The organism is Sedimentimonas flavescens, assembly GCF_019264375.1.
Lineage (GTDB): Bacteria > Pseudomonadota > Alphaproteobacteria > Rhodobacterales > Rhodobacteraceae > Rhodobacter > Rhodobacter flavescens.
In genome coordinates this window covers 53,973-76,952 of record NZ_JAHVAI010000002.1, presented here as the reverse complement: position 1 = coordinate 76,952, position 22,980 = coordinate 53,973, and the positions used below count along the sequence as shown (strand labels likewise).

The following is a 22,980-nucleotide window of genomic DNA, read 5'->3' as shown; positions in this document are numbered from 1 at the left end:
GCAGCTTTGTGACAAAAACAGAGGGGGTTTTGCACAATAATTAAGCGTGTGCGTATTTTTGACGCCTTTTGGGCTCGGTCAGAATTGTGATTCCCCGGCGGAGCCTATAGTTCGAAGCTATTCCAGACGACAGGAAGCGCTTGTGAGCATCGCCATTGATCAATGCCGCCTCGATCCGCCGGTTCTGCTGGCGCCGATGGCGGGTATCACCGATTTGCCGTTTCGCCGCATGGTGGCGCGTTTCGGCGCGGGGCTTGTCGTCTCCGAGATGGTCGCCTCGGGCGAGATGCTGACGGCCAAGCCCTCGGTCCGGGCCAAGGCGCGTAGCGAGTTGGGGCTGGACTTGCCCTGTTCGGTGCAACTTGCGGGGCGCGAGGCCGAGCCGATGGCAGAGGCTGCGCGCATCGTGGCCGACATGGGCGCGAGAATCATCGACATCAACATGGGCTGCCCGGCGAAGAAAGTGACGGGTGGGGCCTCGGGCGCGGCCCTGATGCGCGACCCCGATCACGCGCTGCGCTTGATTGACGCGGTCGCCGGGGCGGTCGAGGTGCCGGTCACGCTCAAGATGCGGCTTGGCTGGGATGACGAGACCCGCAACGCTGCCGACATTGCGCGACGCGCAGAAAACGCGGGCGTGCGGATGATCGTCATCCATGGCCGCACCCGGATGCAGTTTTACCGTGGCGAGGCCGACTGGCGCGCGATCAGCGAGGTGGTCGAGGCGGTGAAGGTGCCGGTGATCGCCAATGGCGATATCGTCGATACCGCCAGCGCGCGCATGGCCCTTGCGCAAAGCGGCGCTGCGGGCGTCATGGTCGGGCGCGGTGCGCAGGGGGCGCCGTGGCGGCTGGCGCAGATTGCGCATGATATTCACGGCACGGCGGCACCGACGATCCCGATGGGCAGTGATCTCGTCGATCTCATTTCCGAGCATTACGAGGCCATATTGGCCTTTTACGGCCGAGATATCGGGCTGCGCCTCGCGCGCAAGCATCTGGGCTGGTACGCCGATCAGGCCGAGGCGCCGCTGCGCGCCGAGATGATGGTGTCGCAAAGCCCCGAGGCGACGCTTGCGCTGATCCGCTTGGCTTTCGGCGAAAGGTACGCGGCATGAACCTGCCTCCTCCCGGTATCATCTGGAACTCGCTGCCCATTCCGGCGCTGCTGATCGACGAGACCGATCGCGTGGCCGAGGTGAACCCGGCGGCCGAGCTCTTCCTGAACCTCTCGGCGCGGTCGCTGCGCGGCCAGTCTGTTCTGGAACGCCTCGCGATTGCCGCTCCGCTCGAGGAGATCTTTGCACGGGTGCGCAACAACCGCGCCTCGCTTTTCGTCAACGATGTGGACGTGACCACGGGCGAGAAGGCCCCGGTGCAGTGCAACCTTCAGGTCGCGCCTATCGGGGAAGACCCGAACTCGATCCTGATGCTGATCACCCCGCGCGAGATCGCCGACCGCTTGGGCCGGGCGAGCATGGTGAAATCGGCGGCGCGCTCGGCCATCGGCATGGCCGAGATGCTGGCGCATGAGATCAAGAACCCGCTTGCCGGTATCGCGGGCGCGGCACAGCTGCTTAGCATGGGCCTGTCTGGCGAAGACCTCGAACTGACCGACCTGATCGTGGACGAGACGCGGCGGATCGTGAAGCTGCTTGAGCAGGTCGAGCAATTCGGCAACGTCCGCCCGCCGGAGAAGAAGTCGGTCAATATCCACGATATCCTCGACCGTGCGCGCAAGTCGGCTGCCGTGGGCTTTGGTGCGCATATGACGATCACCGAGGATTACGACCCCTCGCTGCCCTCAACGCTTGGCGATGCCGACCAGCTGACGCAGGTCTTCCTGAACCTGCTCAAGAACGCGGCCGAGGCCTCCAAAGGTGCCGGGACGATACGCATTCACACCTTCTACGACTATTCCTTGCGTCTGCGCCGCGCCGATGGGGGCGGTCAGTCGGTGCCGTTGCAGGTCGAGATCATGGACGACGGCCCCGGCATTCCGCCCGATATCGCGAACTCGATCTTCGAGCCCTTCGTATCGGGTCGTGAAAACGGCACGGGGCTTGGACTCGCGCTTGTTTCAAAGATCATTTCCGAGCACGACGGCTGGATCAGCCTGGATTCCGTGCCCGGTCGCACCGTGTTCCGCGTTTCACTGCCTGTCGCGCCGAAGGAGACCTGACCGATGGACGGCACCGTTCTTGTTGCTGATGACGACCGCACGATCCGCACCGTGCTTACGCAGGCCCTGACCCGCGCAGGCTGCAAGGTTCATGCCACCGCCTCGCTTGTCACGCTGATGCGTTGGGTCGAGGAGGGGAAGGGCGATCTGGTCATCTCGGATGTCATGATGCCTGACGGAAACGGGCTGGAGGCCCTGCCGCGCATTGCACAGGAACGTCCGGGCCTGCCGGTGATCGTGATCTCGGCGCAGAACACGATTATGACGGCGATCCAGGCGGCCGAGGCTGACGCCTATGACTATCTGCCCAAGCCCTTCGATCTGCCCGATCTGATGAAACGCGCAGCCCGTGCGCTGGACCAGAAGCGTAAGGCGCAGGTCGTGAGCAAGACCGCCGAGCCGCGCGCCGAAGGCGGAGATCTGCCGCTGGTGGGTCGCACCGCCGGGATGCAGGCGCTTTATCGCCTTGTCGCGCGGGTGATGAATGCCGATCTGCCGGTTCTGATCCTTGGCGAAAGCGGCACGGGTAAATCGCTGATCGCCCGCGCCATCCATGACTTTTCCGACAGGCGCACGCTGCCCTTCGTGGTTGCGCAAGCGGCCGATCTTCAGGGCGCCGATGGCCCCTCGACGCTGCTGGCGAAAGCCAAGGGCGGCAGCCTCGTGTTCGATGAGGTCGGCGATTACGACGAAGAGACGCAGGGCCGCATCGTGCGCATGCTCGATGCACTTCCTGACTCGGCACCGCGCATCATGGCGACGACACAGGTCGATCTGGGCGCGCTGATGGAGGCCGGCAAGTTCCGGCAAGACCTGTTCTATCGCATCGGCGGTGTAACACTTGCGGTTCCCAGCCTGCGCGAGCGGGTCGAGGATATCCCGCTGCTGGCAGAGCATTTCCTTGCCCGTGCCGAACGCGACGGGCTTGGCGTGCGGCGCTTTTCGTCCGAGGCGATGGCGCTCGTGCGCGCCTATGCCTGGCCGGGCAACGTGCGTCAGCTGGAAAACACCATTCGCCGACTGGTGGTGACCTCGTCCGAAGAAGAGATCACCCGCTCCGAGGTCGAGTTCGTGCTGGGCAACCAGCCCGCGATCGAGCCTCTGCGCCAGATCGGCGAGGGGGAGAAACTCTCGGCCTCTATCGCGCGGCACTTGCGGCGCTACTTCGATCTGCATGGCGGCAACCTTCCGGCGCCGGGGCTTTATGACCGGATCTTGCGGGAAATGGAGGCCCCTCTGATCGAAATCGCGCTGGATGCGACGGGTGGAAATCAGGCCAGATGTGCCGATCTTCTCGGCATCAACCGCAATACTTTGCGCAAGAAGATCACGGATCTGGATATTCAGGTGACACGCCGCCGCAAGCTGATGTAAACCTGCAACAGGGATTTGTGGCAATTCCGCCTGCCGGATTCGACGCAAATCCATGGACCGGGGGAAGTCTTGCGAACCGTCGCGCATCGTACCGCATGGGATCAACTTGTGCGCCTCAGGCGTCAACGGCGTTTTCAGAACGCGGTGACGCTTGGGTTGGTCGTGCTCGGGCCGGTGTTGGCGCTGGCGACCTTCTTCGTCATGGGCCCGATGGGGCAGGGCGCGGATTCGACCGCACTGCGGCTGATCCTTCTGGCGGACTTCATCTACTTCCTGCTGCTGGCCGGGCTGATCGTGATGCGATTGGTGCAGATGCTGGCGGCGCGGCGGGCGCGGGCCTCCGGCTCGCGGCTGACGCTGCGCTTGACGGGGGTGTTCGCCGGGATCGCACTGGTCCCGACCGTGCTGGTTGCACTGTTTGCGGGCCTGACGGTGAATATCGGCCTTGAGGGCTGGTTCTCCGACCGGGTGCGCGAGGTGGTCGGCACCTCGCTAACGGCCGCTGAGGCCTATCAGGAGGAGCACCGCGGTGATCTGGTGCAGGACGCCGAAGCGCTGGCCATCTTCCTCAACCAGCGCCGACAGGCCGCAACCTTCATGTCGGACGGCGATCTGCGCGAGTTTCTCGTAGCAGGCCAAAGCGCGATCCAGCGCGGCCTGAAGGAAGCCTATATCATCGATGGCGCGGGCGAGATTGTCGCGCGCGGCGAGCGCAGCTACCTGTTCGACTACGAGGAACCCGCACCGGAACGTCTTGTCGAGTCGCAAAAGAACGCCGTCGTGCTGATCGAAGACTGGGACAACAGCGAGTTTCGCGCGCTGATCCAGCTGAGCGCCTTCGTCGACCGCTACCTATACGTGTCGCGCACGGTGGATGGCGATATCCTCTCGCTACTCGACAACACGCGCGAAACGGTGCGGCTTTACCAACAGCTAGAGGCCACGCGCGGGCGGGTGCTGTTCGAGTTCGGCCTTGTCTATATCGGCTTCGCTCTGATCCTGATCCTCGCCGCGGTCTGGTTGGGGTTGTGGTTCGCCGAGCGCCTCTCGCGCCCGATCGGGCGCCTTGCGGCGGCGGCCGAACGTGTCGGCGCGGGTGATCTGGACGCGCAGGTGATCGAGGCAGAGGGCGACGATGAGATCGCGACGCTCGGCTCTGCTTTCAACCGCATGACCCGGCAGCTCAAGGGGCAGCGCACGGCACTGGTCGAGAACCACCGTGCGACCGAGGAAAGCCGTCGCCTGTTCGACTCGGTTCTGTCTTCGGTTACCTCCGGGGTCATCGGACTCGATGCCGAAGGACGGGTGGATTTCATCAACCGCTCGGCTCTGCGCCTGCTGGAGATGTCGCAATCCGAGGATCATGACCGAACGCTGACCGAAGCCGTTCCAGAGTTCTCGCATCTTTTCAACCGCTTGCGCGAAGGAATTCAAGAGGTTGTGCAGGAGGAGGTACGGGTCTCTCGCGGTGGCCGGCTTGAAAGCCTGTTGGTTCGTGTCGCGGTTCGGCGCGGCGACGATGGCGCGCCCGAAGGCTACGTGGTGGCGTTTGATGATGTGACCGAGCTGGTCTCGGCGCAGCGCATGGCTGCCTGGGGGGATGTCGCGCGGCGCATCGCGCACGAGATCAAGAACCCGCTGACGCCGATCCAACTGTCGGCCGAGCGCATCAAGCGTAAATTCGGACGCCTGACCGAGGGAGAGGATGCAGAGGCTCTTGATCAGTTGACCGGCGTTATCATTCGCCAAACCAATGACTTGCGGCGCATTGTTGATGAATTCTCGCGCTTCGCGCGGATGCCCGAACCCGACCGGCGCGACCATGATCTGGCGCATCTGATGCGTGACGCGGTGCTGCTGCAAGACGGGGCGTTGTACGGCGCGCGGCTGGTGGCCGACCTGCCGCAAGAGCCGGTGATTGTGGAGCTCGACGCCACGATGATCTCGCAGGCCGTAACCAACCTGATCAAGAATGCGGGTGAAGCCATCGAAAGCCTGTATGAAAAAGGTGCGCCAGAGGGTTATGATCCGGAGGTACGCGTGAGCATGGAGGCCACGCCCGCGCAGGTCACCATCCGCATCGCCGATAACGGCATTGGCCTGCCGCCCGAGCGGACGCGCCTGTTCGAGCCCTACGTAACGACGCGGGCGAAAGGCACCGGGTTGGGGCTTTCCATCGTGAAGAAGATCATTGAAGAACACGGCGGGACGCTTGTCCTGACCGATGCGCCCGCGTTTTCAGAGGGTGCTCATCCCGGCGCACTTGCCGAAATAAGACTGCCGCGCGCCCGTGCGGCCAATAGATCCATCAAGGAGCGGGGAATCGAGCCCCCGGTGAATTGAGATGACTGACATTCTGATTGTTGATGACGAAAAAGACATTCGCGAATTGATCGCGGACATCCTGAAAGACGAAGGCTTCGCCACTCGCATGGCGGCGAATTCCGACGACTGCATGGAGGCGATCAATTCCGAGGCCCCCGCGCTGATGATCCTCGACATCTGGCTGAAGGACAGCCGGATGGACGGGATCGACATTCTCAAGACGGTCAAGCGTGATAATCCCGATATCCCGATCATCATCATCTCGGGGCATGGCAATATCGAGATCGCCGTCGCCGCGATCAAGCAGGGCGCCTATGACTTCATCGAGAAGCCCTTCAATATCGACCAGTTGATGGTGGTGATCTCGCGCGCGATGGAGACCTCGCGCCTGCGGCGCGAAAACTCCAGCCTGCGCCGGCGCGATCTGCACTCGGGCGAGATGCTCGGGAACTCGGTGGCGTTTCGCAAGCTCAAGGATCAACTCGACAAGGTCACCAAGTCGAACGGGCGGATCATGCTGACAGGCGAGCCGGGATCGGGCAAGGAAACCGCCGCGCGCTATATCCACCAGCATTCGAACCGCGCCGCGGCGCCCTTCGTGACGGTCAATTCCGCCTCGATCGCGCCCGAACGGATGGAAGAGGTGCTGTTTGGCCGCGAAACTTCAGAGCGCGGGATCGAAAAGGGGCTGCTCGAACAGGCCCATGGCGGCGTGATCTATTTCGACGAAGTGGCCGAGATGCCCCTGGGAACTCAGTCCAAGATCCTGCGCGTGCTGACCGATCAGCAGTTCCTGCGCGTCGGCGGCTCGGACAAGGTGCGCGTCGATCTGCGCGTCGTCAGTTCGACCACCCGCGACCTTGGCGCCGAGATTGCCGCCGGGCGCTTCCGGCAGGAGCTTTATGATCGGCTGAACGTCGTGCCGATCCCGGTGCCTTCGCTGGCCGAGAGGCGCGAGGATGTGCCGCTTCTGTCCGAGCATTTCATCGAGGCGTTCAACCGCACCCAGGGTCTGCCGCTGCGCGAGTTGTCGGAAGATGCGATGGCGATGATGCAGACGATGGAATGGCCGGGCAACATCCGCCAACTGCGCAATGTGATCGAGCGCGTTCTGATCCTGGGCGAGGGGACCGGCCCGATCGAGGCGCGCGAACTGCCGGGCGATAGTGCCCCGGCCGAGGAGGGGCGCATTGTCCTTGGCGGCCAGCTGGCGACACTGCCGCTGCGCGAGGCGCGCGAGCTGTTCGAGCGCGAATACCTGCTGACCCAGATCAACCGCTTTGGCGGCAATATCTCGCGCACCGCGAATTTCGTCGGCATGGAACGCTCGGCCCTGCACCGCAAGCTCAAGTCGCTTGGGGTGGTCACGCAGACCAAGGCGGGCGCGCGCGTCGCAACGCTCGACGGGACCGAGGACGACTTCTGATCCGCGCCGGGGCGGCGCGATTGACCGTCCCGAGCCGGGAGCATAGAACGAACCGGGGCAGCGCGGAGAAGTGCCATGAAGGTTATCATTTGCGGCGCGGGTCAGGTTGGCTGGCAGATCGCGCGGCATCTGGCGGGCGAGCGCAACGATGTGACTATCGTCGACTCGAACCCCGAACTGGTCCGGCGCGCCTCGGATACGCTTGATGTTCAAGGCGTTGTGGGATTTGCATCGCATCCCGATGTGCTCGAACGCGCGGGCGCCCGCGACTGTGACCTGCTGATCGCCGCGACCCATTCCGACGAGGTGAACATGGTCACCTGTCAGGTCGCGCAATCGGTCTTTGGCATTACCCGCAAGATCGCCCGCATCCGCGCGCAGGCCTATCTTGCCCCGCAGTATTCTGACCTTTACCGGCGCGATCACCTGCCGATTGACGTGATCATCAGCCCCGAGCGCGAGGTCGCCGAAGCGGCGCTGCAGCGCCTCGCCGCGCCGACGACCTTTGACACCGAAAGCTTCATGGGCGGGCGGATCCAACTGCTCGGGATTGTGCTCGATGAAGATTGCCCGGTCCTGAACACCGCGCTGCGGCAGTTGACCGAGCTGTTCTCGACCCTGCGCGCGCTGGTTGTCGGGGTGCGTCGCGAGGGGCGCCTGTTCGCGCCCGAACCGGGTGATCAGCTGTTTGCCAATGACCAGATCTATGTTTTCTCGCATAACGAGGATGTCTCGCGCACGCTCGAGATCTTCGGCAAGGGCTCGAAGAAGCAAGAACGGGTTGTGATCATCGGCGGCGGCAACGTCGGCATGGGCGTTGCACGCGCGCTTGAGGCCCGCACCGACCGTATCCGCGCTAAGGTGATCGAGCGCAGCCGCGTGCAGGCCGAAAAGGCCGCCGATGCGCTGGAACGCACCATCGTTCTGAACGGCGACGGGATGAGTGCGGAGCTTCTTGAGGAAGCCAATATCGAGCGCGCCGACGCGGTTCTGGCGGTGACCGACGACGACAAGACCAACATCCTGGTTGCCGTGCGCGCCAAGCAGGCGGGCTGCAAGATGGCGATCAGTCTTGTGAACGACCCAACGCTGGTGCCGCTGATGGCGCCGCTCGACATCGACGCCTACATCAACCCGCGCGCAACGACTGTCTCCTCGATCCTGCGGCATATCCGTCTGGGCCGGGTGCGCGCGATCTACTCGATCGGCGATGCTGAGGCCGAGGTGATCGAGGCGCAGGTCATGGGAACCTCGCCGCTGGCCGGGCGCATGGTGCGCGACATCGAGTTCCCCGAGGGGGTTCTTCTGGGTGCGGTCATGAAGGGCGAGAAGGTCATCAAGCCCTCGGGCGACACCAAGATCGAAGAGGGAGATGTCATCGTTCTCTTCGCGCTGGCCGCCGATATCCCCGAGGTGGAGCGCCTGCTGCAAGTCTCCATCGACTTCTTCTGAGGTCGGCCATGCTGGACCGCGCGCTGCGCCAGTTTAAGGATCTGCCGCTGATCATCATTCTGATGGGGATCAGCGCGCTGGCGATGCTGTTGCCCGCGGTACATGGCTATATCGTGCGCGACTATCATACCTCGCGCACGTTCTTCTACTCGGCCGTGCTCTTTCTGGTGCTCGCGGGCCTGCTTGGGCTTGCCTCGGGCGCGAACCCGCGCGGCCCGCAGGGGCGCAGCCATCTTCTGGCGATGCTTGCGGCATTCACGATCTTGCCGATCCAGCTTGCCGTTCCGTTCAACGAATCCGTTGCCGACACCGGTTTGTACAATGCCTGGTGGGAGATGGTGTCTTCCCTGACCACCACCGGCGCCACGCTTTACATGCCCGAGCGTCTTGCCCCCTCGGTCCACCTGTGGCGCGCCGAGGTAGGCTGGCTTGGCGGGTTCTTCATGCTGGTGATGGCGATCGCGGTGCTCGCGCCAATGCGGCTTGGCGGGTTCGAGGTGTTCTTTTCCGGCGGGGCGAGCGGCGGTCCGATGCCGACGGCCTCGGCGCACGATGACAGCGCGGATGCGGGTGAGCGGATCATCTACTACACGCTGCGCCTGTTTCCGGCCTATCTGGGCCTGACAATGATGCTGTGGCTCTCGCTTCTGATGGCGGGGGATGAACCGCTGGTGGCGCTCTGCCATGCAATGTCCACACTCTCGACCTCGGGGATTTCGCCGATCGGAGGGGTAGGGGCCGCGCCCTCGGGTCTTGTGGGCGAGTTTTTGATCTTCGTGTTCCTCATTCCGGCGCTGTCGCGGCGCTTCTGGCCTGGCGGGGGCGAGCTGCGCGCGACCGAGAGGCTGCGCGACGACCCGGAGCTGCGCCTGGCTGCGGGCCTCGTGGTGCTGGTGCCCTCGGTGCTTTTCCTGCGCCATTGGATCGCGGCGCTGGATGTGGCAACGCCCGCCGCGACGCTTGGGCCGATCCTGAAGTCGATCTGGGGCGGGTTGTTCACCTCGCTGTCGTTTCTGACGACGACGGGCTTTGACAGCGCGGTGTGGGATGACGCCCGCGCCTGGTCGGGCCTAGGGACGCCCGGCCTGATCCTGGCGGGGCTGGTGATTACCGGCGGCGGCGTGGCCACCACGGCGGGTGGCGTGCGCCTGCTGCGGGTCTACGCACTTCTGCGCCATGGCGAGCGTGAGTTGGACAAGCTGGTGCATCCGGCCTCTATCGCGGGCGGCGGCGATATTGCGCGGCGACTGCGGCGCGAGGGTGCCTATATCGCCTGGATCTTCTTCATGCTGTTCGCCATGTCCATCGCGGTGGTGATGATGGCGGTGTCGCTGACCGGGCTGACCTTTGAGCCCGCCACGATCCTGTCGATCGCAGCACTGTCGAATACAGGCCCGCTGGCGGGGGTGGCGGCCGATACGCCTCTCTACTGGGCCGATCTGAGCGATTCCACACGCCTGATTCTCGCCTTGGCGATGGTGCTGGGCAGGCTTGAAACCCTCGCCATCATCGCACTCTTCAACCCCGAGCTTTGGCGCGGATAGCGCAAACGAGCCCTCACTACACTGCAAACGCTGCGGATAGGTCCGTAACGGACTGTTTTTAGGGGTGGAATCTATCCATTTCTTTCGCATACTGAGCAAACGGAGTGCTAAGCATCCAGACGCGCGACAGAACAAAGGCATAATAAGAATGGCAGCCGATAAACAGAACCTGCAGGACGCTTTCCTCAATCACGTTCGCAAAACCAAGGTTCCGGTAACGATTTTCCTCATTAACGGGGTCAAACTTCAGGGTGTGATTACCTGGTTTGACAATTTCTGCGTGCTCCTGCGCCGCGATGGCCAGAGCCAGCTTGTCTACAAGCACGCGATTTCGACGATCATGCCGGGTCAGCCGATCTCCCTCTACGAGGGCGAAGACTGAGCGACCCGATCTTCCAGCGTGAACGGCCCACACGGGCCTATATCTTGCATCCGGACCTCAAGGCTGCGGATGCAAGACGCATGCCCGAGCATCGCCTGGCCGAGGCGGTATCGCTTGCGGCCGCGCTTCCCAATATCGAGGTCGCGGGTTCGGAAGTGGTGCGCCTGCCCAAGCCCCATGCCGGGCATCTGTTCGGCACCGGCAAGCTGGCCGAACTGAAAGAGCGCCTGGATGAGGGCGAGGTCGATCTGGTTCTGGTCGATGGCCCTGTCAGCCCGGTGCAGCAGCGCAACCTGGAAAAGGAATGGAGCGTCAAACTGCTCGACCGCACCGGCCTGATCCTTGAGATTTTCGCGGATCGCGCGCGCACGCGGGAAGGCGTGTTGCAGGTCGAGCTTGCGGCGCTCAGCTATCAGCGCACGCGCCTCGTGCGCGCCTGGACCCACCTGGAGCGTCAGCGTGGTGGCCTCGGCTTCGTCGGCGGCCCCGGTGAAACCCAGATCGAGGCCGACCGTCGCGCCATTGACGATCAGGTGATCCGCATCAAGCGCCAGCTCTCGAAAGTCGTGAAAACGCGCGAGTTGCACCGTGCCGCGCGCCGCAAGGTGCCGTTCCCCATCGTCGCTCTGGTGGGCTACACGAACGCCGGAAAATCTACGCTTTTCAACCGGATGACCGGCGCCGACGTGATGGCCAAGGACATGCTTTTTGCCACGCTCGACCCGACGATGCGGGGCATCACCCTGCCATCGGGGCGCAAGGTGATCCTGTCGGATACGGTGGGCTTCATCTCGGACCTGCCGCATGAATTGGTTGCGGCCTTCCGCGCGACGCTGGAAGAGGTGCTGGAGGCCGACCTCATCCTGCACGTGCGCGACATCGCCCACCCCGAGACCGAAGAGCAGGCCGCCGACGTGGGTGAGATCCTCGAATCCCTTGGCGTGGATGAGGATGTTCCGCTGCTTGAGGTCTGGAACAAGATCGACGCGCTCTCGCCGCAGATGCGCGACGCGCTTCTGGTGCAGGATGCGAGGCGCAACGATATTCAAGCGGTTTCGGCGATTACGGGCGAGGGGCTGGACGCCCTGCTCTCGGCCATCGAAACCCGCTTGGGCGAGGAACGCTACGACGAGTCGCTGAAGCTGCCCTTCGAGCGCGGACGTGCCCGCGCCTGGCTGCATGAACAAAACGTGGTGCGCGCCGAGACCGAGACCGAAGACGGTTGGCAGCTTGAGGTGAACTGGTCCTCAAGCCAACGCCATCGCTTCAAATCGCTCTGATCATTCGGCCGGTGCTGCGGGTTCAAGCCGGGTGATGCCGGCGGCGGCTGCGCGCGCGAGTTCGGGGTCAAGCGACATCGGGATATACTCGCCCCGGCGCCACAGGACCGACAGATCGTCATAATGGCGGCTGAGCGGATGACCCGATTGCCCCGTTGCGATCACGAAGACCGAACTGTCGGGGTCGGCGAAGTCATAGACGCCACGGAAGCCCGCCGCATGGACGTTGGCGAAGGGATTCGGTTCCGTCCCCTTGGTCATGCCGCGCATCAGGGTGAAATCGCCGCCCGAGGTCGATTGGCGGATATTCGTCACCCAGCCAAGCAGCGGCGCGCGGCCCAGAACCTGATGGTCTTGCAAAGCCTCGTGCGCATCGCCCCAACGCCAGCTTTCGACCTTGGTGCCGAATTTCGCGCGCAGTTCCAGCAGCGCGTCGTCCAGCGCCATGCGGGCGATATCGGTGCAGGTCTCGACCGGGGCCGATTGCATGACATCGCACCAGCGACCTGCGCCGTCGGTGTTGCGGAAGACGCGCTCGACAAAAAGCGGCTCAAGCTGCGTGAACTCGGTGGCGAGCGGCCCCAGTTCGTCGCGGATCAGGCGGTTTTGCAGCGCGCGCATCCAGGCCGCATAGATCAGCGGCTCGGGCAGGTGCTCGTTCATCTCACCGTCCCAGGCGGCAAGCAGTTCCAGTGCGCGCTGGCGCATCCGCTCGGGGGTGCCGTCGGGGGCGGGGGCACCGGTGAACCACAGATCGGCCCCGACCAGCGGCAGCAGGCCGCGCGCGGCGGGCGAGACGGTATCGAGCTGTGCGGCGATGAAGCTTTCGCGCGAATGGACCTCGCGCTCGCCCATCAGGCGGGTCAGGCGCAACACGCGCTGGCTGTCGCCCCAATCATAGGAGACATGGCGGGGGAACGGACGGTCAACCGTCTTGTTGTTGGTGTTGATGACGATCCCGCCCTCGGGGTTCAGGAACTTCGGATTGTCGTCATAGGGCAGGAAGCCGGTCCAGCGGTTCGCGGCTTCCCAGCCGGGCGAGGGCATCCGACCCTGCGTTGCGTGGCCCGGATCGCGCGCGGGTAGGCGCCCGATCGTAACCATGCCGACGCTGGTCTGGTCGGCAAGGATCAGGTTCTGCGCGGGCGCGATGTAACGCTCGCCCGCCGTTGCAGCCTCGGTGACCGAGCGCGCGCGCATTAGCGCAAGCCCCGCGCTCATCGAGCTGTCCTGACGCGACAGCGCCGTCCAATTGAGCGAGACGACATGGCCGGGCGGGGTAACGCTGGCCAGGTTGAAATGGCCGCCGGGCAGCACGGGGCCGTTCGTCGTCCAGCGCAGGGTCAAGGTGACCGGATCGGCGTCCTTGACCTGAATGATCGCTCGGCGGGTCGCGAATGCCTCCCATCCTGCCGGGGTGCGGTACCGCTCGGGGTCGGCGGGGTTCAGCTCTTCGATGTAAAGGTCAAGCGTGTCGGCATAGGCAGAGGTGATGCCCCAACCAAGCTCGGCATTGCGCCCCGTCAGCACCAGCGGAATGCCCGGGATTGTGCCGCCGATGACCCCGCCCGAGGCAAGCTCGACCCGCGCGAGATACCAGACCGAAGGCGCGGTCAGCCCAAGGTGCGGATCGTTGGCCAGCAGGGATCCACCGGCTGCCGAACGCTCAGGCGCGGCGGCAAAGGCGTTCGATGCCCCGGCGAAATGGCGTGGGGGGAAGGGCGACATAGCGTCGGGCGCGGCCAGAGCGGTCTGGACATTGCGCGGTACGGTCGGGAAGAGCGCGGCATAGTCGGGCAGCGCGGCCACACCTTGCCCCGGCATGTCGGGCATGATGTCGCGGGTCCAGTCCTGACCCAGCATCGAGACGCGGGCGCGCAGCACCTCTTCGTTGAACTGGGATTCAAGTTGCACCGAGAGCAGCTTCAGGATCGCAAGCGAATCCGCCGGGGTCCAATAGGCAATCGGGGCATCGAAGAGGAAGAATTCGGGCGCGCCACGGCCGCGCGCGCCCTCGTTGACCAGCTCGATCCATTGATTGACGCCCGCCGAATAGGCCTCCAGCGCGGCCAGCGTATCCGCATCCTGCGCTGAAACGGACTCGATCGCGGCACCATAGAGATCGAGGCGGCGCATCAACTCGTCCGTCTTCAGCGTGTCGGCGCCGAAAACCTCTGACAGGCGGCCCTGCACGGTGCGGCGCATCACGGTCATCTGCCACAGACGGTCCTCGGCATGGGCAAGGCCGAGCGCGAAGAAGACATCGTGGTCGGAGGCGCCGAAGATATGCGGCACATCCTCGGTCGAGCGCACGATCTCGACCGGTGCCGAGATGCCCTCAACCGCGTAGGCCGCATTGTAATCGGGCAGCGAGCGCGAGGCGAAATACCAGATGAAAAAGCCCCCGAGCATGACCGAAAGCAGCGCGGTCGAGACGATGCGGACCATCCATCTGAACAGGGTGAACATGGCGCGTTCCGGGGCAAGAGCTATCGGGCAGACCGGTCACCGCAGTTGACGGCGCAGGCACCAGCGTTACTAAGTCAGGCTAAGCGAATGTTCAACGCGGATAACGGAGGGGTGACTGTGGCGAAAATTGCGTTTCTTGGGCTCGGGGTGATGGGTTTCCCGATGGCTGGTCACCTTGCGGCAAAGGGGCATGAGGTGACGGTTTACAACCGCACCGCCGCCAAGGCCGAGGCCTGGGTGCGCCATCACAAGGGCGAATGGGCGGCCACGCCCGCCGATGCGGCGCGCGATTGCGATTTCGTGATGGCTTGCGTGGGCAATGACGACGATCTGCGTGCGGTCTGTCTGGGTGAGAACGGCGCCTTTGCAGGCATGAAGAAGGGCGCGATCTTTGTCGATCACACGACGGTTTCGGCGGCCGTCACGCGCGAGCTGTCGGCGGCTGCGGCAGACGCCGGGCTGGGGTTTGTGGATGCTCCGGTCTCGGGCGGGCAGGCGGGCGCCGAGAATGGCGTGCTGTCGGTGATGTGCGGCGGCGCAGTGGATGACTACGCCAAGGCCGAGCCGGTGATCGACGCCTATGCCAAGATCTGCCGCCGTCTGGGCGAGTCGGGCGCGGGCCAGATGACCAAGATGTGCAACCAGATCGCGATCGCGGGCCTCGTGCAGGGCCTATCCGAAAGCCTGCACTTCGCTGAAAAGGCAGGGCTGTCGATTTCGGACGTCGTCGAGGTGATCAGCCAGGGTGCCGCCGGTTCCTGGCAGATGGCCAACCGCTACAAGACCATGGAGGCGGACCGCTACGATTTCGGTTTCGCGGTCGACTGGATGCGCAAGGATCTGGGGATCTGTCTCGATACGGCCAATGAGACCGGCGCAAGCCTGCCGGTGACGGCGCTGGTCGATCAGTTCTACAAGGAAGTGCAGAAGATGGGCGGCGGGCGTTGGGATACGTCCTCGCTGCTGGCACGGCTGCGCAAGCTCGACTGATGCGAAAAGGGGCCCCGCGGGGCCCCTTCGAATTCCTGCGTTCAGAACGGGATTTCGTCGTCGAAATCCGAGCGGCCACCGCCCGATGAGCTACCCGACGAGCCGCCGTAGGACGGGCCTTCATCATAGCCGCCGCCCTGGCCGCCGCCGTAGGAGCCACCACCACCCTGGCTGCCGCCGCCGCCGTCGCGGCTGTCGAGAAGGGTCAGGTTGCCGCTAAACGGGCGCAGCACGACTTCGGTCGTGTAGCGATCCTGGCCGCTTTGATCTTGCCATTTGCGGGTCTCAAGCTGGCCCTCGATATAGACTTTCGAGCCCTTGCGCAGATACTGCTCGGCGATTTTCGCCAGCGGCTCGGAGAAGATGGCGACCGAATGCCACTCGGTGCGTTCTTTGCGCTCACCCGAGTTGCGGTCACGCCAGGTCTCGGAAGTCGCGATGCGCAGGTTGCACACCTTGCCGCCGTTCGCGAAGCTGCGCACCTCGGGGTCGCGGCCCAGATTTCCCACCAGAATGACCTTGTTGACGCTGCCGGCCATGAATTCCTCCGCCTTGGTGGCCGCGTCCCAGTAGGCGCGGCGATTCTGATTTGTCCCAACGGGTATAGAGCATGGTCCGCCCGATCAGAAGAGGCGGGTGCACCGGCGACCCGCCCTCGCCTTAGACGGTCTCGGCCAGCCTCCGCCGAGGGCATTGACGGCGCGCTTTCCAAGCAAGGCTTTTTGCGTATAATGCCGCGCATAATGGGGTAGTGAGCGGTGATACCAATGCGGAAATTGGCCGGTCTGATGGCGGTGTGCCTGACGGTGAGTCTGGCGCCGGTTACAATCTCCGTTGCCCATGCCGAGGGGCTTTCACTGTCCGGCAGCTCTTCCAAATCCCGCACCATGCTGTTTCGCAATCAGACCCGCGTGCTCGATAGCCGGGCGGCGACGCAGTATGAGAACTCGACGCGCCTCAAGCCGAAATCCGACCTGCTGACCGAGATCTCGGGCGCGATGCCGCGCTACACCGGGCGCTACAAGGGTGAGTATATGCCGGTCGCCCGCGCCGCCGCGAACCGCCATGGCGTGCCTGAGGATCTGTTCCTGCGCCTTGTGCAGCAGGAAAGCGGCTGGAACCCGAATGCGGTCTCGCCCAAGGGTGCGCGCGGACTTGCGCAGCTGATGCCCGGCACGGCCGCAAATCTGGGGGTCAATCCCAATGACCCGCGCCAGAACCTCGAAGGCGGGGCGCGCTATCTGCGCATGATGTATAATCGCTTCGGCAGCTGGCGCTTGGCCTTGGCCGCTTATAACGCGGGGCCCGAGGCCGTGGAAAAATACGGCGGCGTGCCGCCTTATCGCGAAACCAAGAACTACGTTCGCATCATCTACGGAAGCTGAGGGCGCGCGACGAACGCGCACCCGGGGCCCGGATCAGGGGATGATCCGGGTGTATTTGGTGCCTGCCAGCGTCGCGCCTGCGATCAGGCCAGCCTGACCGAAGACCAATGCGATGACCGGCGCAAGCGAAGTCGTGGTATCGGCGCCGATCGCGCCGCCACGGTCGGGCAGGGCGTAGCGTGCATCCGCCCCGGCTTCCCAGCCATCGGCGCGGCGGAAATCGGCAAGGGCGTTCTCGGTCATGAAGAACAGCGCATGGGCATATTGCTGTGCGCCGATCTGGAACCCGAAGGATGCCGAGGCCGCCGAGTAGTAATCGACCGTCACATTGTTGATCCGCAATGCGCCCTGGCCATACGAGCCGCCGATGCCAAAGCCCGCCTCGGTGATCAGCGGCATGTAAAGCACGCCCACCGCCTTGCGCATCAGATCCTGCGTGCCGGGGTATTTCTGGATCAGGTAATCGCGCGTCGCATCCACCCGCGCGTCGATCCGCGCGGCGCCGCTGCTGCCGATGCCATTACCGCAGGCGGCAAGGCCAAGCCCCGCTCCGCCAAGCACAAGGACGCTGCGTCTGGAAAGGTTCGTCATATGCTGCTCCGCTCTTGGGTCAGGCCTTGTTGCGGCCCGTTGGCCACAACTTATAGGGCACAAACGGGCCGTTGTCACTTGTTCTTGACTGCCGCGGCAAGCCTTCGCCGATCAGCCTTGCGCCAGCAGACGTGCGGCCGCAGGGGCGAAGTAGCTCAGAACGCCATCGCAACCCGCCCGGCGGAAGGACATCAGGCTTTCCAGCATGACCTTGTCGTGGTCGAGCCAGCCGTTCTTCACCGCCGCCATCAGCATCGCGTACTCACCCGAGACCTGATAGGCATAGGTCGGCACGCCGAAGGCATCCTTTACGCGCCGACAGATGTCGAGATAGGGCATCCCCGGCTTGACCATCACCATATCCGCGCCCTCGGCCAGATCGCGGGCAACCAGGCGGATCGCCTCGTCGCCATTGGCCGGGTTCATCTGATAGGTCTTCTTGTCGCCCTTGAGTGCGCCTGTCGCCCCCACCGCATCGCGGAACGGGCCATAGAACGCCGAGGCATATTTCGCCGCATAGCTCAGGATCGTCACATCGGAATGGCCCGCAGCCTCCAGCGCCGCGCGCATCGCGCCGATCCGGCCGTCCATCATATCCGAGGGGCCAAGGATATCGGCGCCCGCCTCGGCCTGCGCGATTGCCATTTTCACGAGGCACTCGACCGTTTCGTCGTTCAGGATCACGCCGTCGCGCACCAGCCCGTCATGGCCGTTGGCGTTATAGGGGTCGAGCGCGATATCGGTCATGATCGCGATCTCGGGAACCTCGGCCTTGATCGCGCGGATCACCCGGTTCGAGATATTCTCGGGGTTCCAGGCCATCTCGCAGGTCTCGGTCTTCACAGCGGGGTCGGTGTAGGGGAACAGGCAGATCGCCGGGATGCCGAGCTTGGCGGCCTCTTCGGCGGCGCGCACCGCACCATCAAGCGTCATGCGGAACACGCCCGGCATCGAGGAGACCTCGACATCCGCGCCGGGCACATCGGTGATGAAGATCGGCCAGATCAAGTCCTTGACGCTCAGCCGGTTTTCCTGCGCCAGATCGCGCAGGGCCTGCGTGCGGCGCATACGGCGCAGGCGGGTATGCGGGAAGGGCGGAAGGATCGGATTCATGGCTCTCACTCCTCTGACTTCTCAAGGAGGTGCCACGGATCGCGCCCCGGAACAAGTCAAAGCGTCGGCTCTGCGGCGCTAAGAATTTGACTGCCCCGCCCGATGGTCTAGTGTCGGGCCAAAGCAATTGGCAGAGGCGCCTTTGAGTATTCTCGATACGCTCTTTTCCGTCATCGACATGCGTTCCTTTTCCAATTTGTGGTATTGGATCGCGCTGGCGGTGACATGGTCGTCGGCCTCGCACTGGGTGTTGGGCGTGCCTTTCGACATGGTGCTGCGTGCGCGGCGCAAGGGCGGCCAGGCCGGGGTCGAGCTGGTGGCGATGACCCGCGTCAGCGTCACGCGCATTCTGACCATCTGGCGCGACGGCGGGATGCTGCTGGCGGTTATGGTGCCCTTCATCCTGACAACCTTGCTGATCCTTGGCTTCGGCTATGGCGCCGAATTCGCACAGGCGACGGTGTTGATCCTGTTGCCGCTGGCCTGCGTGGGGCTGCTGAGCCTGCGCGCGGCGGGCCGGCTTGAAGCGACGCTCAAGGCCGAACCTGACCCAGACGATATCGCCAAGGCGCTGGCCTATCACCGGCTCAAGATTCAGGCGATTGGCATCCTCGCCATCGTGGTGACGGCGCTTTGGGGCATGATCCAGAACTTCCGGCTCTGGACCTTCGGCTAAGCACTCTTGACACCGGGCAGCAGGCGGATACCTCAGCGCGATGGAGCATCTTGTACTTTCCGGCGCCCCCGAGGGCTTTGACGGCAAACTGATCGCCAAGGAACTGGCACGGGGGCGGCCCGTCGTGCATATCGCGCGCGACGACCGGCGGCTGGAGGCCATGCGCGCCGCGCTGGCGTTTTTCGCGCCCGAGGCCGTTGTGCTGAACTTCCCGGCCTGGGATTGTCTGCCCTATGATCGCGTCTCGCCCAATCCTGATGTCTCGGCGGCCCGGATGGCGACGCTGGCGGCGCTTGCGACGGGGGTGCCCGGTCCGTTTGTGCTGCTGACCACGCTCAATGCAGCCATGCAGCGCGTGCCTGCGCGCGAATTGGTCGCGGGGGCGAGCTTTACCGCCAAGGTCGGTGGGCGGATCGACGAAAAGGCGCTGCGCGAGTTTCTGGCGCGTATGGGCTTTTCGCCCGCCTCGACCGTGTCCGAGCCCGGAGACTATGCCGTGCGTGGCGGGATTATCGACATTTATCCGCCGGGCGAGGCCGGGCCGGTACGGCTGGATCTGTTTGGCGATGTGCTCGACGGCGCGCGGCGTTTCGATCCGGTGACGCAGCGCACGACCGAACAGCTCAAGGTGGTCGAGTTTGCGCCCGTCTCCGAGGTTATTCTCGACGAGGCCTCGATCACGCGCTTCCGGCAGAACTATCGGGTGGAGTTTGGCGCGGGCGGGGCAGAAGACCCGCTCTACGAAGCCGTCAGCGCAGGCCGCAAACACGCGGGGATGGAACATTGGCTCGGCTTCTTCCATGAACGGCTCGAGTCGCTCTTCGATTACCTCCCCGAGGCATCGATCATGCTTGACGACCAGATCGACCCACAGCGCGACGCGCGTTGGGAAAGTATCGCCGATCAGTACGACACGCGGCGCGAGGCGATGACCCGCCGCGACCGGGTCGATACGGTCTACAAACCCGCACCGCCAGAACTGCTCTATCTGTCCGAGGCCGCCTGGGATGCCGCGCTGGCCACGCGCCGGGTGCTGCGCCTGCAGGTGCTGTCCGCACCCCCAGGCCCGGGTATCCTGAACGCCGAGGCGCGGATCGGCCGCAACTTCGCGCCAGAACGGCAACTTGAAAATGTGAGCCTTTTCAGTGCGCTGAAAGACCATGTTGAGGCAAAATTGGCGATTGGACCGGTGGTTCTGGCGTCATGGTCCGAGGGCGCGCGCGAGCGCCTCAAGGGGCTGATGGAAGATGAGGGCCTGACCGGCGCACGGCTGATCCGCGATGCGCGCGAGGTCAAACCGGGTGTCAACCTTACGATCTGGGCGCTCGATCAGGGGTTCGAGGCCGACGGGCTGACCGTCATCTCCGAGCAGGACGTGCTGGGCGACCGCCTCGTGACGCGCCCCAAGAAGAAGCGCAAGGCCGAGAACTTTCTGACCGAGGCGACCTCGCTCAGCCCCGGCGATCTGGTGGTCCATGTCGATCACGGCGTGGGGCGTTACAAGGGGCTTGAGACGGTGCAGGCGCTTGGCGCGCCGCTCGATTGTGTCTTGCTGGAATACGCCGGCGGCGACCGGCTGTATCTTCCGGTGGTGAACATCGAACTTCTCAGCCGTTACGGGCATGAGGAGGGGCTGCTCGACAAGCTGGGCGGTGGTGCTTGGCAGGCCAAGAAGGCCAAGCTGAAGGAACGTATCCGCCAGATTGCCGACCGTCTGATGCGCATCGCGGCCGAGCGCCTTCTGCGCGCAGCACCTATCCTTGAGGCCCCGCATCACGAGTGGGAATCCTTCGCCGCGCGCTTCCCCTATACCGAGACCGACGATCAGTTGGGCGCCATCGACGATGTGGTCGAGGATCTGAGAGCGGGCCGCCCGATGGATCGTCTGGTCGTGGGCGATGTGGGCTTTGGCAAGACCGAGGTCGCCATGCGCGCGGCCTTTGTTGCGGCGCAATCCGGCGTGCAGGTGGCGGTGATCGCACCCACGACGCTGCTTGCGCGCCAGCACTACAAGACCTTCGCCGAGCGTTTCCGCGGCACCGCCATCACCGTGCGCCCGCTCTCGCGCTTCGTGTCCGCGAAGGCCGCAAACCAGACCCGCGAGGGGCTGGCCGAGGGCACGGTCGATATCGTAATCGGCACCCACGCGGTGCTGGCCAAGGGAGTGAAATTCCGCAACCTCGGCCTGCTGGTCATCGACGAAGAGCAGCACTTCGGCGTTCAGCACAAGGAGCGGCTGAAAGAGATGCGCTCCGAGATTCATGTGCTGACGCTGACCGCGACGCCCATTCCGCGCACGCTGCAACTGTCGCTGACCGGGGTGCGCGATCTGTCGATCATCGGCACGCCGCCCGTGGACCGTCTGGCGATCCGCACCTATGTGAGCGAGTTCGACGCTGTCACCATCCGCGAGGCACTGCTGCGCGAACGCTATCGCGGCGGCCAAAGCTTCTATGTGGTGCCGCGTATCTCGGATCTGGCCGAGGTTGAGGAGTTCCTGAGAACCCACGTCCCCGAGGTCAGCTACATGGTGGCGCATGGGCAGATGGCGGCGGGGGAACTCGACGACCGTATGAACGCCTTCTACGACGGCAAGGCCGATGTGCTGCTGGCCACGACCATCGTGGAATCCGGTCTGGATATTCCGACCGCCAACACAATGATCGTGCATCGCGCAGACATGTTCGGCCTGAGCCAGCTTTACCAGATCCGTGGCCGGGTCGGGCGCGCCAAGCTGCGCGCCTATTGCTACCTGACCACCAAGCCGCGCCTGCCGCTGACGCCGCAGGCGACCAAGCGGCTGCGGTTGCTGGGCAGCCTCGATAGCCTCGGCGCGGGGTTCAATCTTGCCAGCCAGGATCTTGACCTGCGCGGCGCCGGGAACCTTCTGGGTGAAGAGCAGTCGGGCCATATCAAGGAAGTCGGCTACGAGTTGTACCAGGCGATGCTGGAAGAGACGATCTCCAAGCTGAAATCGGGTGAGCTGACCGAGGCGGGCGATGATGGCGAATGGTCGCCGCAGATCAATATCGGTGTGCCGGTGATGATCCCCGAGGTCTATGTCCCCGATCTTGACGTGCGGCTTGGCCTTTACCGGCGTCTGTCGGGCCTGACGACCAAGGTCGAGCTGGAGGGCTTTGCCGCAGAATTGATCGACCGGTTCGGCCCGTTGCCGAAAGAGGTGAACACGCTTCTTCTGGTCATTCGGATCAAGGGCATGTGCAAGCGCGCCCATATCGCGCGGCTCGATGCCGGGCCGAAAGGCGCGACGGTGCAGTTCCACAACGACAAGTTCCCGAACCCGGCGGGGCTGGTCGAGTTCCTTCAGGCGCAGCGCGGTCAGGCCCGGATCAACGGCAACAAGGTGGTGATCCAGCGAGAGTGGACCTCGGACAACGACAAGATCAAGGGCACCTTTGCCATCGCCAAGGAACTGGCCGAGAAAGTGGTCGAGGCGAAGAAAGCCGCGAAGGCTTAATCCTCGCGGATCTCGTATTCGCGCGGAATGCCCTTGGTGGCATGGCCCCAGTCGCTGGCGCGCGTGCGCGCCTGATGTGCGTCGAACGCGGCGCGATCAGTGAAGGCCTCTTCGACCATCCAAACAAGCGGATCGTCGGTCTGGGTGACCTGAAAACTCTGGCAACCGGGTTCGAGATGCGTCAGGCGGATATGTTCGGGCAGATGCGCGCGCACGATTTCGGCCTGCTTTGCGTCGGAACAGATCAGACGACCGGAAAGATACAGCGTCATCGGCGCCTCCATAGCAAAAGGCCCGCATCTTGCGACGCGGGC

Annotated in this window: 18 protein-coding genes; 13 read left to right on the top strand and 5 right to left on the bottom strand. The window is 64.2% G+C overall.

Annotation, left to right across the window (positions count from 1 at the left end):
• The first annotated feature begins 142 nt into the window (after positions 1–142).
• The 9 genes from dusB to hflX all read left to right on the top strand — a co-directional run bounded on the left by dusB (position 143) and on the right by hflX (position 11,964).
• Complete coding sequence (gene dusB / locus KTQ37_RS03440) at positions 143–1,117, top strand: tRNA dihydrouridine synthase DusB (RefSeq protein WP_218629080.1); 975 nt, start codon at positions 143–145, stop codon at positions 1,115–1,117.
• Positions 1,114–2,181 carry a two-component system sensor histidine kinase NtrB gene (locus KTQ37_RS03435; RefSeq protein ID WP_218629079.1) on the top strand — a complete coding sequence of 356 codons (1,068 nt, stop codon included), beginning with the start codon at positions 1,114–1,116 and terminating at the stop codon, positions 2,179–2,181. The genes dusB and KTQ37_RS03435 overlap by 4 nt, the downstream gene beginning before the upstream one ends.
• Positions 2,182–2,184: 3 nt before the next feature.
• Complete coding sequence (locus KTQ37_RS03430; protein ID WP_218629078.1) at positions 2,185–3,555, top strand: response regulator; 1,371 nt, start codon at positions 2,185–2,187, stop codon at positions 3,553–3,555.
• A gap of 69 nt (positions 3,556–3,624) precedes the next feature.
• Positions 3,625–5,898 carry a sensor histidine kinase NtrY-like gene (locus KTQ37_RS03425; RefSeq protein ID WP_218629077.1) on the top strand — a complete coding sequence of 758 codons (2,274 nt, stop codon included), beginning with the start codon at positions 3,625–3,627 and terminating at the stop codon, positions 5,896–5,898.
• Position 5,899: 1 nt separating this feature from the next.
• Complete coding sequence (ntrX, locus tag KTQ37_RS03420) at positions 5,900–7,306, top strand: nitrogen assimilation response regulator NtrX (protein WP_218629076.1); 1,407 nt, start codon at positions 5,900–5,902, stop codon at positions 7,304–7,306.
• A 75-nt stretch (positions 7,307–7,381) separates the two neighbouring features.
• Positions 7,382–8,758 (top strand): Trk system potassium transporter TrkA, encoded by a 1,377-nt coding sequence (gene trkA / locus KTQ37_RS03415; protein WP_218629075.1) that lies wholly within the window; start codon positions 7,382–7,384, stop codon positions 8,756–8,758.
• An 8-nt stretch (positions 8,759–8,766) separates the two neighbouring features.
• A complete protein-coding gene (locus KTQ37_RS03410) occupies positions 8,767–10,302 on the top strand; it encodes a TrkH family potassium uptake protein (RefSeq protein WP_218629074.1) in 1,536 nt (511 codons plus the stop codon).
• Positions 10,303–10,450: 148 nt separating this feature from the next.
• The gene (gene hfq / locus KTQ37_RS03405) at positions 10,451–10,684 is read left to right on the top strand and encodes an RNA chaperone Hfq (RefSeq protein WP_107323454.1); all 234 of its coding nucleotides are present in this window, start codon (positions 10,451–10,453) and stop codon (positions 10,682–10,684) included.
• On the top strand, positions 10,681–11,964 hold the full coding sequence (hflX, locus tag KTQ37_RS03400) for a GTPase HflX (RefSeq protein WP_218629422.1): 1,284 nt from the start codon (positions 10,681–10,683) through the stop codon (positions 11,962–11,964). The genes hfq and hflX overlap by 4 nt, the downstream gene beginning before the upstream one ends.
• On the opposite strand, the gene KTQ37_RS03395 is transcribed toward hflX, so the two are convergent.
• Positions 11,965–14,433, bottom strand: a complete 2,469-nt coding sequence (locus KTQ37_RS03395) for a penicillin acylase family protein (protein WP_218629073.1) — start codon at positions 14,431–14,433, stop codon at positions 11,965–11,967. It abuts the gene before it with no gap.
• Positions 14,434–14,550: 117 nt separating this feature from the next.
• On the opposite strand from KTQ37_RS03395, the gene KTQ37_RS03390 reads away from it, so the two are divergent.
• Positions 14,551–15,423, top strand: coding sequence for an NAD(P)-dependent oxidoreductase (locus KTQ37_RS03390; RefSeq protein ID WP_218629072.1), 873 nt, complete (start codon positions 14,551–14,553; stop codon positions 15,421–15,423).
• A 41-nt stretch (positions 15,424–15,464) separates the two neighbouring features.
• Here the strand turns inward: KTQ37_RS03390 and ssb are convergent, their stop codons facing one another.
• Positions 15,465–15,962, bottom strand: a complete 498-nt coding sequence (gene ssb, locus KTQ37_RS03385; protein WP_218629071.1) for a single-stranded DNA-binding protein — start codon at positions 15,960–15,962, stop codon at positions 15,465–15,467.
• A 228-nt stretch (positions 15,963–16,190) separates the two neighbouring features.
• Here ssb and KTQ37_RS03380 point away from each other — a divergent pair, with 228 nt between their 5' ends.
• Complete coding sequence (locus KTQ37_RS03380; protein ID WP_218629070.1) at positions 16,191–16,808, top strand: lytic transglycosylase domain-containing protein; 618 nt, start codon at positions 16,191–16,193, stop codon at positions 16,806–16,808.
• A 33-nt stretch (positions 16,809–16,841) separates the two neighbouring features.
• Here the strand turns inward: KTQ37_RS03380 and KTQ37_RS03375 are convergent, their stop codons facing one another.
• Together KTQ37_RS03375 and hemB are read right to left on the bottom strand one after the other, a co-directional pair.
• On the bottom strand, positions 16,842–17,399 hold the full coding sequence (locus tag KTQ37_RS03375) for a lipid-binding SYLF domain-containing protein (protein WP_218629069.1): 558 nt from the start codon (positions 17,397–17,399) through the stop codon (positions 16,842–16,844).
• A 111-nt stretch (positions 17,400–17,510) separates the two neighbouring features.
• Positions 17,511–18,512, bottom strand: a complete 1,002-nt coding sequence (gene hemB / locus KTQ37_RS03370; RefSeq protein WP_218629068.1) for a porphobilinogen synthase — start codon at positions 18,510–18,512, stop codon at positions 17,511–17,513.
• A 142-nt stretch (positions 18,513–18,654) separates the two neighbouring features.
• Between hemB and KTQ37_RS03365 the strand changes: the two genes are divergently transcribed.
• Both KTQ37_RS03365 and mfd read left to right on the top strand, forming a co-directional pair.
• Entirely contained in the window at positions 18,655–19,188 is a 534-nt protein-coding gene (locus KTQ37_RS03365) for a component of SufBCD complex (RefSeq protein WP_236021056.1), read from the top strand.
• A gap of 40 nt (positions 19,189–19,228) precedes the next feature.
• Positions 19,229–22,666, top strand: coding sequence for a transcription-repair coupling factor (gene mfd / locus KTQ37_RS03360; protein WP_218629067.1), 3,438 nt, complete (start codon positions 19,229–19,231; stop codon positions 22,664–22,666).
• Here mfd and KTQ37_RS03355 read toward each other — a convergent pair.
• Entirely contained in the window at positions 22,663–22,938 is a 276-nt protein-coding gene (locus KTQ37_RS03355; RefSeq protein WP_218629066.1) for a putative quinol monooxygenase, read from the bottom strand. The two genes, mfd and KTQ37_RS03355, sit on opposite strands and share 4 nt — an antisense overlap.
• Positions 22,939–22,980 lie beyond the last annotated feature (42 nt).